Annotated in this window: 17 protein-coding genes; all 17 read left to right on the top strand. The window is 43.4% G+C overall.

Annotated elements, in window-relative coordinates; translation table 11 throughout:
* Nucleotides 1-11: 11 nt before the first annotated feature.
* On the top strand, nucleotides 12-1,550 hold the full coding sequence (locus Q0110_RS02000) for a lipopolysaccharide biosynthesis protein (protein ID WP_297901569.1): 1,539 nt from the start codon (nucleotides 12-14) through the stop codon (nucleotides 1,548-1,550).
* On the top strand, nucleotides 1,540-2,268 hold the full coding sequence (locus Q0110_RS02005) for a hypothetical protein (protein WP_297901572.1): 729 nt from the start codon (nucleotides 1,540-1,542) through the stop codon (nucleotides 2,266-2,268). Before Q0110_RS02000 ends, Q0110_RS02005 begins: the two co-directional genes overlap by 11 nt.
* A gap of 2 nt (nucleotides 2,269-2,270) precedes the next feature.
* Nucleotides 2,271-3,479, top strand: a complete 1,209-nt coding sequence (locus Q0110_RS02010) for a Coenzyme F420 hydrogenase/dehydrogenase, beta subunit C-terminal domain (RefSeq protein WP_297901574.1) — start codon at nucleotides 2,271-2,273, stop codon at nucleotides 3,477-3,479.
* Nucleotides 3,476-4,537: a polysaccharide pyruvyl transferase family protein gene (locus Q0110_RS02015; protein ID WP_297901578.1), complete on the top strand. Its 1,062-nt coding sequence runs from the start codon at nucleotides 3,476-3,478 to the stop codon at nucleotides 4,535-4,537. Before Q0110_RS02010 ends, Q0110_RS02015 begins: the two co-directional genes overlap by 4 nt.
* 2 nt (nucleotides 4,538-4,539) lie before the next feature.
* Nucleotides 4,540-5,721, top strand: a complete 1,182-nt coding sequence (locus tag Q0110_RS02020) for a glycosyltransferase (RefSeq protein ID WP_297901581.1) — start codon at nucleotides 4,540-4,542, stop codon at nucleotides 5,719-5,721.
* Between the two features lie 28 nt (nucleotides 5,722-5,749).
* A complete protein-coding gene (locus Q0110_RS02025; protein WP_297901584.1) occupies nucleotides 5,750-7,024 on the top strand; it encodes an EpsG family protein in 1,275 nt (424 codons plus the stop codon).
* A 20-nt stretch (nucleotides 7,025-7,044) separates the two neighbouring features.
* Nucleotides 7,045-8,130 carry a glycosyltransferase family 4 protein gene (locus Q0110_RS02030; RefSeq protein ID WP_297901587.1) on the top strand — a complete coding sequence of 362 codons (1,086 nt, stop codon included), beginning with the start codon at nucleotides 7,045-7,047 and terminating at the stop codon, nucleotides 8,128-8,130.
* Nucleotides 8,127-9,239, top strand: a complete 1,113-nt coding sequence (locus Q0110_RS02035) for a glycosyltransferase family 4 protein (RefSeq protein WP_297901590.1) — start codon at nucleotides 8,127-8,129, stop codon at nucleotides 9,237-9,239. Before Q0110_RS02030 ends, Q0110_RS02035 begins: the two co-directional genes overlap by 4 nt.
* Before the next feature lie 66 nt (nucleotides 9,240-9,305).
* Nucleotides 9,306-9,584: a hypothetical protein gene (locus Q0110_RS02040; protein WP_297901594.1), complete on the top strand. Its 279-nt coding sequence runs from the start codon at nucleotides 9,306-9,308 to the stop codon at nucleotides 9,582-9,584.
* Between the two features lie 3 nt (nucleotides 9,585-9,587).
* Entirely contained in the window at nucleotides 9,588-10,418 is an 831-nt protein-coding gene (locus Q0110_RS02045; protein WP_297901597.1) for a glycosyltransferase family 4 protein, read from the top strand.
* A gap of 44 nt (nucleotides 10,419-10,462) precedes the next feature.
* Nucleotides 10,463-11,608, top strand: coding sequence for a glycosyltransferase (locus Q0110_RS02050; RefSeq protein ID WP_297901600.1), 1,146 nt, complete (start codon nucleotides 10,463-10,465; stop codon nucleotides 11,606-11,608).
* A complete protein-coding gene (locus Q0110_RS02055; protein WP_297901604.1) occupies nucleotides 11,601-12,158 on the top strand; it encodes a putative colanic acid biosynthesis acetyltransferase in 558 nt (185 codons plus the stop codon). Before Q0110_RS02050 ends, Q0110_RS02055 begins: the two co-directional genes overlap by 8 nt.
* Nucleotides 12,159-12,242: 84 nt before the next feature.
* A complete protein-coding gene (locus tag Q0110_RS02060; RefSeq protein WP_297901607.1) occupies nucleotides 12,243-13,151 on the top strand; it encodes a glycosyltransferase family 2 protein in 909 nt (302 codons plus the stop codon).
* 5 nt (nucleotides 13,152-13,156) lie between these two features.
* Nucleotides 13,157-13,930: a glycosyltransferase family 2 protein gene (locus tag Q0110_RS02065; RefSeq protein WP_297901610.1), complete on the top strand. Its 774-nt coding sequence runs from the start codon at nucleotides 13,157-13,159 to the stop codon at nucleotides 13,928-13,930.
* A 12-nt stretch (nucleotides 13,931-13,942) separates the two neighbouring features.
* Nucleotides 13,943-15,031 (top strand): GDP-mannose 4,6-dehydratase, encoded by a 1,089-nt coding sequence (gmd, locus tag Q0110_RS02070; protein WP_297901613.1) that lies wholly within the window; start codon nucleotides 13,943-13,945, stop codon nucleotides 15,029-15,031.
* A 146-nt stretch (nucleotides 15,032-15,177) separates the two neighbouring features.
* A complete protein-coding gene (locus Q0110_RS02075; protein ID WP_297901616.1) occupies nucleotides 15,178-16,122 on the top strand; it encodes a GDP-L-fucose synthase in 945 nt (314 codons plus the stop codon).
* Nucleotides 16,123-16,190: 68 nt separating this feature from the next.
* Nucleotides 16,191-17,432 carry an OmpA family protein gene (locus tag Q0110_RS02080; RefSeq protein ID WP_297901619.1) on the top strand — a complete coding sequence of 414 codons (1,242 nt, stop codon included), beginning with the start codon at nucleotides 16,191-16,193 and terminating at the stop codon, nucleotides 17,430-17,432.
* Nucleotides 17,433-17,436 lie beyond the last annotated feature (4 nt).

Consider the following 17,436-nt stretch of genomic DNA (forward strand, 5'->3'; position numbering starts at 1 on the left):
GAATATCATTTATGATGGATTATTTTTCGAACAACCGACGCTTAGCCAAAAACACTTTGATGCTATATGCCAGAATGTTGTTGGTAATGCTTGTCACGCTATATACATCCAGAGTTGTTCTACGGGTTCTTGGTGTGGAAGATTATGGTATATATAGCATTGTAGGCGTCGTCGTCGTGTCGTTCTCCATATTATCGAATGCAATGTCTGGGGCAATATCCCGTTTCATCACCTTTTCATTAGGTCAAGGGGATATAGAAAAAGTAAGGAAGTTATTCGGTGTAGCTGTAACTATACAGTTTTGCATCGGTACATTGATTATTGTCTGTGCAGAAATTGTCGGCTTGTATTTATTAAACACACAGATGAATATTCCACAAGGCCGAATGGAAGCAGCTAATATTCTCTTTCAGTTTTCGCTTGCCATTTTTATAATCAAGCTTTTCAGTGTCCCTTTTAATGCATTAATCATATCAAATGAGCGGATGTCAGTTTATGCATACTTCGGCATCGGCGAGGTATTGTTGCAGCTAGCAGTTGTTTTTGTCTTGCAACTTTTTCCGGTAGACAAACTGATTATGTATGGCTTTCTGTTGTCGGTTGTGGTTTTAATATACGTGACGATGCAATATACATATTGTAAAAGAGCATTCTTATCTCAGATGGCAAAACCCACATTTGACAAAAAATTATTCAAAGAAATGGCAGGGTTTGCCAGCTGGAATTTCATCGGGACATCGGCCGGTATTTTGAAAAACCAAGGTGTAGATATTATTGTGAATATCTTCACAGGAGTTGCCATAAATGCCGCACGGGGTATAGCTCTCCAAGTAAACTCCGCTGTGACAAATTTTTCTGAAAATTTTATCACGGCACTCAGACCGCAGATTATAAAAACCTACGCAGCAAACGACGGAGCCCATTTGAACTTTTTGGTTGAACAGGGAGCCCGATTTTCGGGGTATCTATTGCTTTTCCTTACTATCCCCCTGATTTTAGAAATGGATACGTTGCTGCAATTATGGTTGAAAGTCGTGCCACTTCACACAGCGACTTTTGCCCGGCTACAACTAATTGATGCTGTGGTAGTGTCACTGTCCCAGACTTTAGTCATAGTTCTGTTGGCTACTGGCAAAATAAGGAACTACCAATTAGTGGTAGGAGGCATAAACTTGCTTAATATGCCCTTGTCATGGCTATTGTTGTATTTAGGCTTTCCGGTTTTAGTAACTTATATAGTTTCTATATCATTAAACGTCTTATGTTTGGTGTGCCGATTACTGTTTGCCAATCATTTAGCAAACGTGGTCATCTTCCATTACGTTCGTAAAGTCGTAATAAATGTGATTGTAGTTGCTTGCAGTTCGGTGGTGCTGCCTTTAATCATTACCTATTTATTGGAACCCTCATTACAACGTATGGTCATCGTTGTGATAACTTGCATTCTGACAACATCACTTTCTATACTTTATATAGGAATGGCCGCATCAGAACGCACATATATATATTCAAAAGTATTTGGCTTAATAAGTAAATTTCATGGCAAATAAATTTATTGGGTATATTTCATTTGCGGCAAATCTATTAAACCCGCATGTGTTTTTCAAAACTTTATTCTTTAATTTCTACCACCTGCCTTTCAAGCAGGCAATCAAATTTCCCATTTGGTTGTATAAAGCCAAACTTTACGATTGCTTTAGTGGAAAAGTAGTGATAAATAGTAAAGAAATCCGCCCGGGAATGATTCGCCTTGGATTTATGGGAGGACACATGTATCCCAACAACGGCATTCAAATCTGGAATAAGGGAGAACTTATTTTCCATGGGCGATGTATAATAGGCAATAATTCCTCGATTATCACAGGAAAAGAGGGAAAGTTGGAATTTGGTGATGATTTTCTTGCAACGGTATCGGCTCGTATCATGGCATATATAGGGATTAGGTTCGGGCAACACGCCCGTGTCGGTTTCGATGTCATGCTGATGGATTCCAATTTCCACCCTTTATTCGACATGGAGAAAAAGCGGTTCAAACGAGCCTATGGTAAGATTGATATTGGAGATTACAACTGGTTTGGTTCACAATGCTTGGTTATGCCTGGTGTAAAGACACCTGAACGCTGCATATTTGGTGCCCGCAGTGTGGTTACTCGGGGATGTCAATTTGAATCGTATTGCGTACATGGTGGTTCGCCTCTGAGGGTGTTGAGCAGGAATGTGATGCGCATAATCGGTCAAGACACCATTGAAAAATATACTGACGAGTAAATATGGCAAACAATCGATGCAATAGTATTTCTCGATTTGCCAAATCGAACGACTGTACGGCTTGCATGGTATGCCTTGACGTGTGTCCTCATAAGGCTATTAGCCATACAATTGACAAAAACGGATTCACTCGTATGTCTGTTGATGCCAACATTTGTACCGATTGCGGCGCATGCCGTAAGGTTTGTCCCGGTCTCAATGACATCGAATATAATACGAGCATGATGGCAAAAGCATACGCAGGATGGAGCAATGATGATACCCAACGACAAGGGAGTGCTTCTGGTGGAGTATTTGCGGCATTAGCCTCTTATGTATTAAACTGTGGAGGAGTCGTTTACGGTGCTGCCATAGATGGATTTGAGATAAAACATGTACGGATAGATGATGTTGCAGACCTGCACTTATTGCAAAATTCAAAATACCAACATAGCATAACTGCTGGTATTTACAAGTTAGTGAGACAAGATTTAAAGGCCGGTAAGACAGTCTTATTTTCAGGATTAGGATGCCAAGTCGTTGCTTTGTACGCCTTCCTCCATAAACAGAAATACGACCATCTTTTTACCGTAGATACTATCTGCGGAGGACTGTCGTCTATGCTTCCGATGATTTCGCTTGCCAAGTCAGGCAAATATAAGGGCATCATATCATTCCGGGACAAAATTAATGGTTGGAGAGCGAAGGGGTTTGCATACTCCTTAAAACTGAAAGGGGCAGATGGCACTATCAAGAATTTGGGCAATCAAAATCTCGCATTGAAATGCTTTTCCGCAAAAATAACCAAGCGTTCTTCTTGCTTGAATTGTCGTTTTGTGGGTTTTTATCGCCAAAGCGATCTTACGATAGGAGATTTCTGGGGAGATACGGATTTTGCCGCCCAACATAGTAAGGGAGTATCATCCGTTATAGTCCATTCGGAGCGGATGTTTAAACTGCTTCACAGTGCAAACCTCACCGTGAACGAGGTAGAGATAGAGAAAGTGGCAAGGGGTAACCCGAACCTGTACTATGGCAATTTTAAAGGTGTGCGTAGATTGATTAGCCGCCATTTGGCCTTTTTCTTCCTTAGGAATGAACTCTACCGTTATGTCACTCCTTTGGTTGATTATGAATCAAGGTTATCAACCGAAATGCAGTTATATGGGATGCTGTCACAAAGGAAAATAGAGAAGGCTTTTGCCGACCAAATTAAACTTTTGAACAAATGAGAATCGCATTGTTGACTATTTGGCATGTGGGGAATTATGGAGCTGAATTGCAGGCTTATGCTACTTGCCGTATCTTGACGGATTTGGGGCATGACGTGACAATTATTGATTTCCGAGAGAACGAGAGTCAGAACGAATCTTTTAAGAGCAAATTGGCACGCTGTATTTCTTCATGCACATTGTCTCATTTCAAGTTTTCGACTTTTTGGAAAAAATACTTTCCTAACAAGACTCGTCATTACCACAGTTATGAGGAATTGAAAGCCAATCCACCGGAAGCAGACTTATACCTTGTGGGTAGCGACCAAGTGTGGAACTACAAGATTACCGCAGAAAAAGCCGAAGCGTTCTTTCTAGTATTTGGCACAGATGAAGTGAAACGAGCGTCTTATGCATCGAGCTTTGGAATGGGAGAATGGAACGCAAACGAGCAACTGACCTCTGTGGCAAGGCAAATGCTGAATAAATTTACTGCTGTATCTTGCCGAGAAGCATCTGGGGTCAGAATTCTAAAAGAAAAGTTTAACATCGAAGCCGTCGAAGTGCTTGACCCGACACTGCTCTTTGATGAATATTTTGGGATGGATTGTCAGAATGCCTCGGAAGATGGCACATTGGCATACTATCCGCTTTCAGACAACAACGAATTGACGAAGTTCTCTACGGAGTTGGCTCATGAATTAGGTCTATATCCCAACAATATAAACCGAAAAGTGCACCTTACAAACACCATCGCATGGAACCGTCCCAGTGTGGAACAATGGATCAAAGGCATTGCCAGGGCGTCGCTGGTCATAACCCCTTCATTCCATGGACTTGCGTTCAGCCTGCTGTTTCGTAAGCAATTTATCATTGTGAATAACAACATCAATCAAGAGCGGAAAGTCCGCATGACGGATTTGCTTGACAAATTGGGTTTGGCGGATAGGTATTTCGACTCAATTGAACGAGCGAAAGCGATAAAGATATGGGAGCAAACTATTGATTACGATACTGTCTCTTATAAACTTTTGGAGTTGCGTTCTGCTTCTATTGATTACCTCAATAAAATGTTGTAGCTATGAATATTATGTTTATGTTCGATTTCCCAATCATTGCCCATAATGGAGGTGTACAACGAGTCACGGATGTTTTGGCAAAGGAGTTTGTGAAGCGTGGGCACAAGGTTTCTTTCTTGTGTCTCTCCATAACCGGGCACCAAGATACAAGTGAGATAGAAGATGCTCCTTGTATGCAATACTACCTTTCCGGCAAATCGGATGTCGCACACGAAGTCAGAGAATTGGCAGAAAAACTTAGTATCGATATGGTCATTAATCAGTCTTTCAGTAATGAGGCTGTTCCGATATTAAGAGCATTTCCTCAATGCGTATTTAAGGTGCAAGTATTTCATAGCCAGCCTTTCGCGACTTATAAAAAAGAAAGATTCATACTGCAAGGATTAACGAAAACAAATTCATTGGCAGGAACCATCTTCAAGTATACCGGTATTATTGTTCCTGCTCTTGTGAGGAATTATTACATCAATGGGGCAAGGAGAGTGTTTAGGCGATTGCTTGATTCAACGGATAAACTTTGCTTGCTATCAGAAACATATATAGACCGATTCAAGCGTTTTTTACCCGATGCCCCTATTTCAAAGCTTACGGCGATAAACAACCCTAATACGTTCTCCAATATTGGCACAGCGAATGAATGCAAGCGTGAAAATGTAGTGCTGTTTGTAGGACGAATAGAAAATTCTTCTAAGAATGTTTTCGACTTTGTCCGTGTATGGAAGCTGTTAATGAAGCATAATCCAGATTGGGAAGCCGTAGTCGTGGGTGATGGCTCGGATTTGGAACGAATGAAAGCGTTTGCCCAAAAGTTGGCAGTGGAACGCATTTCGTTTAAGGGGAACCAAGCGAATGTGGGAGAATACTGTGCAAAAGCCAAGTTTATATGCTGTACGTCCAATTACGAGGGGTGGCCCATGGTTCTGGTGGAAGCGATGCAACTCGGATGTGTACCAGTTTCTTACGACACATTTGAGGCTGTATATGATATAATTGATGATGAAAAGAATGGTTTTATTGTCACCAAGAAACCGTCAGCGATGGCTCAGTGCATTCAGCAATGCATTGATGGAAAGTTCGATTACTCTGCATTGTCACAACAGGCGCAGATAAAGGTTCAGAAGTTTTCAGTAACGGACATTGTTGACCAGTGGGAAGACTTAATTAGGCAATCTATTGCTATTTGAGAATTGGATTGACTTTTTTTCTTATATTATGAGGGAGCAGTATCTTAAAATAGGCAGTGGTTCACATCAGCCATTTACCCATTTTCTTTTCTTTTTCATTGTCTGGCCATTCGGTGCTTGGTTATATTGCCTTCGGTACGTCAATGAAAGGAAATCTTATGCCATATTTTTCCTTTTCAGTCTGCTGATATGTTGGCACATGGCTCCTGTTTCATTGTCGGATATGTACGATGACTTCATCGGTATTTATCAGCGTTTTCAGAACACTGAAATAACAACTGACGAGATGGCCAGACAAGTTCATGCTTACTTCACATTTAGCAGAGAAGCCCCTAAAGAAATATACGAGATAGTCGTAATATGGTTAGTCAAGCAATTCACTAATAATTATCACTTCTATTTCCTTGTCTGTTCAATTCCTGTAGCATATTTCCAGTTAAAGTCGCTCAAACTTATAACTGATGACAACAAGTTTGAGGCAGGAACATGGATGGGGCTAATTGTGGTTTTCTTTTTCATATTTCCACGCGATATATTCACCGTTCAAAACCCGCGTTTCACGACAGGCTTTTGGTTGTGCATTGCCTGTACGTTGTATTACCTATGCAGTAACAGGAAAAGCATTCTTTTCTTGTTGCCCATATTATTAGCACCTCTCATCCATTCGGCATTATGGCTATATGCCATCGTAATTGTAATTTATTTGCTTATACCCAAAAATGTAACCATACTAAAGTGGTGTGCAATATGCACTCTGCCTCTTATGTTCTTTACTACAGATATTTTCCGGCAGATTGATTTATCGCAATTCTTACCGCCTTCATTATATCGGTGGTCAACTTACCATAATACCGATGAAGCATACGCTAATTTGGCTGGCGCAGGAAGAAGCGGTTTTTGGTGGTTGGGAGCCAGTTTTGCACTTGCTAAGAGAATCATGTATGGGGTGATGCTAATATATATTATAAAATACTTCAAGAAAGAGGATGAAGAAATCAATGAAACATCTAAACGGTTATATCCGTTTATTTTATTTATTTTCTTCGTTACCAACGTATTACATTCAGTACCCGCATTAGGCGAACGTTATTTCTGCTTCACCCAAATTTTTGTTATTTTCCTATGGTTCAAGGCTGTATATCCCAACAACCCCAGAATATTATTATGCCTGTTGGGTGTAAGTAGCTGGAATATAATGGTGCGATATGGTTATATTCTTGGCGGGGCATTGTCTGTCAATACACATCCGGATTTGTTTTATTCTCCATTGCCCTACCTCTTGGGAAAGGGACTTTTTTGGTAATTTGTCAAGGAACGTTCATAATGAAGATTTTAGAAATTATACCCAGCCTTCAAGCAGGTGGGGCGGAAGTTTTCCTCGTCAACCTCTGTAATGAAATGTGTCGTCATAATGGAGTGCACATTACATTACTGACTTTCTATGATAGTGAATACAGCTTTCTACGTAAGAAGCTCGACCCCTCCATTACATTTGCATACATTCCAAAATCAAGAGGTCTTGATTTTAAACTAATGTATAGTATATGTGACTTCATTAAAGATGGAGGATACGATATCGCTCATTTCCATGTCAATGCCATAGCTTACGCCATATTGCCTGCAATTAAGAACCTGTGTCGTTGCTATGCCACCATCCACAATGATGCCTATCGTGAAGCTTCGGGTGTTCACCTATTCATACGCCGCTTTCTCTTTAAATCAAAGAAAGTATGCCCTATTACCATTTCCCATCAGTCTGATGTCTCGTTCCACCAATTGTATGGGAATACGGTTCCTACAACTGTGATTTACAATGGAGTACCCACATACAATCCAACATCCGGTTTTTCATTGAAGCAATATAAAGCTACACCCGACACCCAATTATTCATTATGACAGCGGCAGTAACTCCTGTAAAAAATGAACTGGCTGTAGCTTTGGCTGTCAAACAATTGGTTGATGAAGGTGAAGACATAGTTCTTGTAATCGCCGGTAGAGATGCCGACAAACAGTACGCTCAACAGTTAAAAGACATCACCTCACAACGGATACACTATGTAGGTGAAGTGACAAATCCCGTGGATTATATGTACCATGGGGACTATTTCGTGTTGGCTTCACATTTTGAGGGCTTGCCCATAAGTTTGCTTGAAGCTGTGTCGGTCGGGTGTATTCCCATTGTCACCCCTGTAGGGGGATGCGCAGATGTGGTGGATAACGAACGAAACGGTTTTATCATAGCCACACAAAATCAGCAGGACATATACAATACTTTAAAGAAGGTGCTTCATTTCTCCACACAAAGGATAGCAGAGATTAGGGAACAGGCTTTGTCCGATGCTAACAGATACACCATATCGTATTGCGCTAACAGTCATTTATCTCTTTTCAATCACATCAACGTATGAAAATCCTAATCATTGGGCAGAATTCAAAGTTAGCAGATGTTTTCTGCCGTTTTGCGACAGTTACAATGATGATAGACAAAAATATAGAGTCGTACCGCCAATATAGTGAAAATGCCAACTTCTCCGTCATTGAAAGTATGACAGACATCCGTAGCGCTCACTCCATCCCCAAAAGGGTGAAGGAGTTGAGAAAGTGGATAAAAGACTTGTCGCCCGATATCGTATTTAGCAATGACAAGTATTCTATGATAGCAGCGCGTTTGGCTTCAATACTTAAGAGGAGAAGGCCATTGCTAATTTCCACATCTCACAGTTCTTATGGTTGGGAGGATCCAAGTCGAATTCACCAATTTGCCATCGCTGTAAAACTGTGTACGGATGGATATGTGGCACTTTCTTCGTTCGTGTATCAGCATCTCATTAATAATGGGCTGAAGTCAGAGCGTTTATTGTTACAACCCAATACCGTTGAATACGACACATTCGCAGTGAAAAGCAGTTATGAACTAAATGATACACCCCAACTGATATATACAGCCGTGATTTATCCGAAAAAAGGGCAAATAGTTTTGGCTGAAGCAGTAAAATTACTCGTTGAGAGGCAACAACCCTTGCATATTGATTTAGTGGGAGATTTTGTAGATGAAGATTATAAGGAACAGTTGGAAGAATATATTCGAAAACATAATCTAGGTCAATACATTTCATTAAAAGGCCGAATAGATAATTCGGTACTGCGCAATATTTTGCCATCGTATGACATTTATGTATCTCCGTCCTTTATAGAAATGTCACCATTCAATCTGCTTGAAGCAAAAGCCGTTGGTTTACCTATCGTGGCATGTAAGACAGGAGGAATACCAGATATCGTCTTTGAGAATGAAGATGGGATTCTTGTTCCACCTCAGGATGCCAAATCTATGGCTGATGCAATAGATTTTCTATTGAAGAACGAGAATCAAAGGAAGAAATTAGGCGAAGCAGCGAGACATAATATATCGCATGAACAAGCTCCTGAGACAGTAGCGGATCGGTTCTGTGATTTTTTCAGCCACTTAAAGAGAACGAATAGTAGCGTGGATAGCATGAATAGTGTGCATAGTGAGTGAATTTCCACTGGCACTTGAAATTTTGCTACGCAAAGCAATAACAACACACATTTCTCATAAAGTTTTATGAAGCGAGTTATATTTTGGGCACAAACCTTGAATATGCACATAGTGAGTTCATTTGAGGAATTAGCCAAATTTGGAGTAGAAGTTATGGCACTGTATTATAGCAGAGCTAACAGGAACTATGGAGATTTGACGATAAAGTACCTAAATTTAAAACGAATATCAACCAAGGACGATGCGGACCGGATAATCGATGAGAGCAAAGATTGTATTCACGTAAACAGTACGTTCAAACTATATGATGACGATGGTGTCAGGATATTCAATTATGCCTTGTGAAGGATGTTGAAGCTGAATTACTTTGTCATCTCTCTTTATATGGAGCAATACTACTATTGGGGTATCAAAGGATTATTGTGTCGGTTACAATGGGGTTACTTGTTCAATATAGGCTATGCGCGGAAGATACGTGCAATAGGATGTTGTGGTAGTACAGGCATAATGGCTCATAGAAAAGCATGGGTTATTCAAAATAGATTGTTTGAATTTATATATACAGTGCCAACATCCGATTCATATTTGATTAAATATGACAGCCATACAAATGTTAAAAATATTACACAGGGGGGTAAAAAGTTTGTATTCGTAGGTTCATTAATTGACAGGAAATCCATCATTGAACTAATCAAGGTCCTAAATTCGATTAAAGGAGAATACGAGTTTAATATAGTTGGTGAAGGGCTAATGATGCAACATGTAAAAGCGTTAATCCAAGAGAATGATAAGATTCATTTTTTAGGAAAAATGATGCCTTGCGAGGTGAGAGATGTTTTAGAACAAGCTGATACATTAATCTTGCCGAGCAAACTTGAAGGTTGGGGATGTGTTGTCAATGAGGCTCTGATGGCGGGATGTAGAGTGATTGTTTCAGATGTAGTAGGCGCACGTGCTCTTATAGACAAAGAGGGAACACGAGGGCAAGTATTTAAAAATTGTGATTGGGCGGATTTAGAAAAGTGCTTGGTTATGGAGCTAAAAGTCAAAACCGCAAAAGAGAGCATTAAAAAATGGAGTCGAAATATCTGTCCAGCGACTGAAGCCGAGTATTTCATAAAAATAGTAGAATACTACAATGGCAAGTCAAGAACAAAGCCTACTGTTCCATGGCGATGATTATACTATCGGAATGAATTCACTATATATAAGGATTTTAATAAATGAATATACTGCAAACTATTTCTGGGTTTGGGTCGCATAGCGGAGGTACTTCCACTTGCACCTACGACCTTATTACGGCCATGTACAAAGTGGGTTGCCCCGTAGATTTACTCACACTTTCTTCGCCCGACTTGATGAGGAAGGGTGAGAGTTGGATAAAAGCATTACCTAATGATGCCGTTACCCCTTACGGTTATTCACGCAACATTGGACGATTCTTACGGCAGTCAGGCTACGACCTCTATCATACCAACGGATTGTGGATGCACTGCAACCATGTCACCTGTGCCACGGCTCGCAAAAAGCGCAAGCCATATATCATCACTCCGCATGGGATGCTATATCCCGCTGCATTGCATCGCTCGTATTGGAAGAAGTGGCCGCTGATCCAAATGTACTTCCGCAAGGACATCAACCTTGCCGACTGCCTGCACGTTACGTGCAAGGCCGAGATGGAACATGTGCGAACCTTCGGCTACAAAGGTCCGATTGCCATAATTCCTAACCCGGCTAACCTCCCTGATTATATAGAAGAAGTGGCTTCACAGAAGCCAATCTTTCTGGGGTGTAACCGGCTGAGGAAGCTTGGCTTCCTCGGGCGGTTACACCCCAGAAAGAAGGTTGAGAACCTTCTTTATGGGGTGGCTATGCTGCCCCATCCGCAGGAGTGCGAACTCGTGATTATGGGCAAGGGAGACGACAATTATGAGCAATTCCTACGCAACGAGGTACGGCGGCTAGGACTGACAAACGTGACATTCAGCGGTTTCGTTAGCGGCAGAGAAAAATATGAGCAACTGACGCAGCTGTCGTGCCTGTTTGTGCCGAGCGACTTCGAGAACTTCGGTATGATTGTCACCGAAGCCTTGTCGGTCGGTACTCCGGTAATGGCAAGCCTTGGTACTCCGTGGGAGGAACTGAACACCATCGGGTGTGGCTGGTGGATTGACCGCAAACCTGAAGACATCGCCCAAGTGATGCAGCAGGTAATCGAAATGCCCGTCGCAGATTTGCTTGCAATGGATGAACGAGGGCGGCAACTGGTAAATGAAAAGTATGCAGCCCCCCAAGTGGCTCGAATGATGCAACAATTATACGTGTGGATGTTAAATGGCGGCGAAAAGCCGGAATTTGTGTATGAGTGAAACAATCGTTGATTTGTCGCAGTACCACAACGCATTAAGCAGAAAAAACCAAATCATACGTTTGATTTGGTCTATCGTTTGGGGGGGGCTTGCACGACCGTTACCGCGCTCGGTGGGGAGTGGCTGGAAGCGATGGCTGTTGCGGCTGTTTGGGGCTAAGATTGCTTCTACAGCCGTTGTCTATTCGTCGGCCAAGGTGTATTATCCGGCCAATCTCGTGATGGACGACTATTCTTGCCTTGCCTCCGATGTGGACTGTTACAACGTTGCACCTATCTATATTGGAGCAAATACCACGGTGTCACAAGGGGCGTACCTGTGTACCGCCAGCCACGACATCACCGACCCGCTCAACCACTTGATTACCGCTCCGATTATCATTGCAGACCAAGCGTGGATTGGGGCAAAAGCGTTCATCGGCATGGGCGTAACCATCAGGCAAGGTGCAGTAGTGGGCGCAACGGCCTCGGTATATAAAGATGTTGAACCGTGGACTGTCGTAGGCGGCAATCCTGCCAAGTTCCTCAAAAAGCGGATTATCAAGGAATAAATCCTTTTTTATATTTTCAATCAGGTTGCATCGGAATGGGTGTTTACTGCTATTAGATACAACCGCATAGTTCTTTGACTTTTTATGCTCGACCTTTCAGTTATCATCCTCACCTACAATGAGGAGATGCACATCCGGCGATGCTTGGAGAATGTAGCACCGTTTGCCAAGGCAGTCTATATCATAGACAGCTTTTCGACAGACACCACTCTTGAAATCGCCAAAGGTTTTTTCAATGTGCATATCTTGCAAAACAAATGGGAAAACAATTATGCCAAGCAATTTAATTGGGGTTTGGCCAATGCTGGAATAACGACTCAATGGGTGTTGCGGCTTGATGCAGACGAGTATCTGTTGCCTGAATTGGTGCAGGAGTTGCAGGAAAAATTGCCGACTTTGCCCGATGATGTGACGGGGGGCATTTTCAACCGGCGGCATATCTTCATGGGCATGTGGATGCGGCGGGGCATCTACCCGGTCAAGCTGCTCAGGGTGTTCCGCTACGGCAAGGGGATGTGCGAGCAGCGGTTGATGGACGAGCATATACAGCTGACCGAAGGGCGAGCCGTGGAATTTGAACATGATTTCTGCGACCACAACCTGAACAACCTGTCTTGGTTCTGCCACAAACATGTGAATTATGCCATCCGCGAAGCAGTTGACTTGCTCGACATCGAACTGGATTTGACCGGTGCAGCAGAAACGGACAGTCAAAAAGAAATCAGCCCGCAAGCCTTGGCAAAACGGATGAAGAAACACCACTATGCACGGCAACCGCTGTTTTGGCGGTCTTTTGCCTACTTCTGCTACCGCTATTTTCTGAAAGGGGCTTGCCTTGACGGCAAAGTCGGCTTCATCTGGACATTCCTGCAAGGCTGGTGGTACCGTACACTGGTCGATGCCAAGGTGTTTGAAATCAAACAACGGTGCGGGAACGACAAGGAGAAAATCACACAATACATCAAAGATGAATACGGCATCAGCCTGAAGTAATTAGGATGAAAATTTCTGTAATCACTGCCACTTTCAACAGCGGCAAGTCGGTGCGTGACACAATGGAAAGCGTGTTGCGCCAGACACACAAGGATATTGAGTACCTTGTCATTGACGGAGGTTCGACTGACGACACGATGGATATTGTGTGCGGTTACGAGCCTCTGTTTGAGGGGCGGATGTGCTACATCAGCGAGCGAGACCGGGGCATTTACGATGCCATGAACAAGGGTATTGCGATGGCTACGGGCGATGTGGTGGGAATACTCAACAGCGATGATTTCTACACATCGTCCGATGTATTGGAACAAGTTGCCAATGTTTTGACCGATACCAACCTCGATGCCGTGTATGGCGACGTGCATTATGTGAATGAAGGCGACTTGGAACACTGCGTCCGCTATTACAGTTCGCGGCTATTCCATAGGAGCTGGATGCGTTTCGGTTTCATGCCGGCGCATCCGTCGTTTTATTGCCGCCGTTCCATCTATGAACAATTCGGGACATTCAATCTGTCGTACAAGGTGGCGGCCGATTTCGAGAACCTGCTTAGACTCATCTTTGTCCACCACATCCGCACACGTTACATAGCCAAGGACTTCGTGACGATGCGCACAGGCGGTGCATCCTCCTCGGGGTTGCGCAGCCACAGGCAAATCATGCATGACCATCTGAGGGCCTTGCAGCAAAACGGGGTGTATTCCAACCTCCTGTTCCTAGCCCTCCGCTATCCCTACAAAATCTGCGAGATAGCATTAACCAAAATAGAACATATTTAATCGTAAATAAAAATGAAAACAGTCTTAATTACTGGTGTCACGGGCCAGGACGGGTCGTTCCTGGCCGAGTTCCTATTGGAGAAAGGTTATGACGTGCATGGCACCATACGCCGCTCGTCGGTGGACTTCCGCGAACGTATCGCACACTTGGAGGGACACCAACACTTCCACCTCCACTATGCCGACCTTGGCGACTCGATGAGCATCTTACAAGTGGTGAAAAAAGTAAAGCCAAACGAAATATACAACCTCGCCGCACAGAGTCATGTACAGGTGTCGTTTGACTCCCCGGAGTTTACCGCAGATATCGATGCCACCGGCGTACTACGCATTTTAGAAGCCGTTCGCCAGTGCGACCTTGTTGATACCTGCCGTATCTATCAGGCTTCTACCTCCGAACTGTATGGGAAAGTGGAAGAAGTACCACAAAACGAGAATACCCCGTTCCATCCTTACTCTCCCTATGCCGTGGCAAAACAGTATGGATTCTGGATTACCAAGGAATACCGCGAGGCATACAACATGTTCTGCTGTTCAGGTATTCTGTTCAATCATGAGTCGGAACGCCGCGGAGAAACGTTCGTTACCCGCAAGATAACCTTAGCCGCTGCACGTATCGCTCAAGGCAAACAAGACAAGCTGTTGCTCGGTAACTTGTCATCTCTCCGTGACTGGGGCTATGCCAAGGATTATGTGGAGTGCATGTGGCTGATTCTCCAAAATGATAAACCAGAAGATTTTGTCATTGCTACCGGCGAGCAGCATTCGGTACGTGAATTCTGCCGATTGGCTTTCCATTATGCCGGAATCGAACTGCATTTCGAGGGTGAAGGTGAAAACGAAAAAGGTATTGACTGCAAGACCGGAAAAGTACTTGTCGAAGTTTCTCCCGATTTTTACCGCCCGACCGATGTGGTAAATCTTTGGGGAGATCCATCGAAAGCGAAACGTGAACTGGGTTGGAATCCGCAGAAAACATCGTTTGAGAAACTTGTGAAAATTATGGTGGATGCCGATATGGCAAAAGTGGCCGTGGAACGTGCATCGCAACAGGTAAGAATTAACCTTGCCGAATATCTCGAGAAAGGAATCGTAAAATAACCAATAAAAACTACGGTTATGCAAGAAATAAGGATTACAATATCCGATCTACCGGAAGAGGACAAGATAGCTTTGTCCAAACTTGTTGCCGATAATTGTAAGATTGAGGATACAAAGGTATCCAAACCTTTTCCTTTATTATATAAATGATGGAAAAGAACGCAAAAATATATGTGGCCGGACATCGGGGTATGGTCGGTTCGGCTATTGTCCGGGAATTACAACGGCAGGGGTATACGAACATCATTACCCGTACCCATAAAGAGCTTGACCTGACCCGTCAGGATGTCGTGGAGCGTTTTTTCGCCGAGGAAAAGCCGGAATACGTTTTTCTCGCAGCAGCCAAGGTGGGCGGTATCATCGCCAACCAGACAGCATTGGCCGACTTCATGTATGACAACATGATACTGGAGATGAATGTCATCCATTCCGCATGGCAGAACGGATGCAAGAAGCTGGAGTTCCTCGGCTCGTCATGCATCTATCCTCGCATGGCACCCCAGCCGATGAAAGAAAGCTGTCTGCTGACCTCGGAACTGGAAAAGACAAATGAAGCGTATGCCTTGGCAAAAATTTCCGGACTGAAATACTGCGAGTTCTTGAATCGGCAATACGGTACGGATTATATCAGTGTCATGCCTACCAACCTCTACGGCCCGAACGATAATTACCATCCGGAACACTCGCACGTGCTCCCTGCTCTGATCCGTCGTATCCATGAGGCAAAGGAACAAAACCTTCCATTTGTGACTTGTTGGGGGGATGGTAGCCCGTTGAGGGAATTTCTTTATGTGGATGATCTTGCCAACTTATGTGTGTTCTTGATGAACCATTATTCCGGTAACGAGACGGTGAATGCTGGGACGGGTAAGGAATTGACAATAAAGGAGCTTACTGAATTAGTTGCGAGGATAATCGGCTATACCGGAGAAATTCGCTGGGACATATCACGCCCCAACGGCACGCCTCGCAAGTTACTAGACGTGTCAAAAGCGACATCACTGGGATGGACCTACAAAACTGAATTGGAAGAAGGAATACGTCTCGCCTATGAAGATTTCCTAAATAACCCGATGCGGGCAGAACGTTAGCCATCCGAGGAATCTAGCCAGGCCGGTAACGATGGGATAATTGTAAGAATTATTAATCAAATAAGTTTATGAATAAAAAAGTGATTTTGATTGGAGTGCTTCTTGGCACGCTGCCTTTAGGTGCGGTGGCACAGGAAGCTTTGAAGTCGGACACGATCCATACGGAACTGCGATCTGACTTTTTGGAAGAACTCGGTGACACGACCGATTTGGTTGTTGCGGGTAAGGGCACGAAAAACTGGTTTATCAGCCTTTCCGGAGGAGTTAATTCCTTGGCTGCGGAAGCTAATCGTGATTATGATAATTTTGTCAATAGGGCACGATTATCATTCCGGTTAAGTACCGGTAAATGGTTCACGCCGGTTTGGGGATTCCGTGTACAGATGGGGGTTGGAAAACTATCTGGACATTCCTTTTTATTGAACTATTATAATATGTATGATCAGGTAGCCGATCACTCTGTCATGCCAGAAGGTATGCTCCCTTATTTATCGGAGAAGGATGGCCGTACTTGGTTTCACCGTAAATTTACTTATATGGACTGGTCTGTTAATCTGATGACTGATGCTGTCCGTTGGTTTACCAAGGAGAAGAAACCTGTCGGACTGATTTTGTCCGCTGGTCCGGGATTTGCTCATGGATTCGCTTCGCAGGGGCTGTCTGCGACTAATTCATTCGCTTTTAATGCCGGTATCATGCTGAATGTTAGTGTGCATAAAAATTGGGATATTTTTGCGGAATTGCAAGGAAACATTGTTGATGAAACTTTCGATGGACAGATTGGTGGTCAACCTGGACAGCGTAATTTCACGGTGGAGGGTTATGCTGGGCTGAATGTAGGTATCTCCTACAAGTTCGGTGGACGTAAATTTGCCCGTTATGCTAAGGTCCATCCGGTAACCTATGAGTCGGTACGCTACATCCTGCCACCGACAAGAGTGGAGAAACCTGTATCTGTAGAGGATGTGGTCACTACCTTTGCCGTGCGTTTCCTTATTGACAAGTACAATATCGAGGAAGACCAGAAACTGAATATTGATCGTATAGCTCGCTATATGAAGCGGCATCCCGAATCCCGATTAGAATTGGTAGGTTTCGCCGATAAAGAAACTGCTTATCCCGCATACAATATGAAACTCAGTGAACGTCGTGTAAAGGCTGTGCGTGATTATCTGGTGAAAAAATGTGGTATATCTGCTGAACGCCTTGTATTAGATGCCAAAGGAGACACTAAGCGTGCGTATAACGAAGATTATCGTTGGAACAGGGCTGTGGTAATGCAAATAATTGAAAATGACAATAAAGAATAAGACG

Origin of the sequence: uncultured Parabacteroides sp. (assembly GCF_947855115.1) — a bacterium.
Taxonomy (GTDB): Bacteria; Bacteroidota; Bacteroidia; order Bacteroidales; family Tannerellaceae; genus Parabacteroides.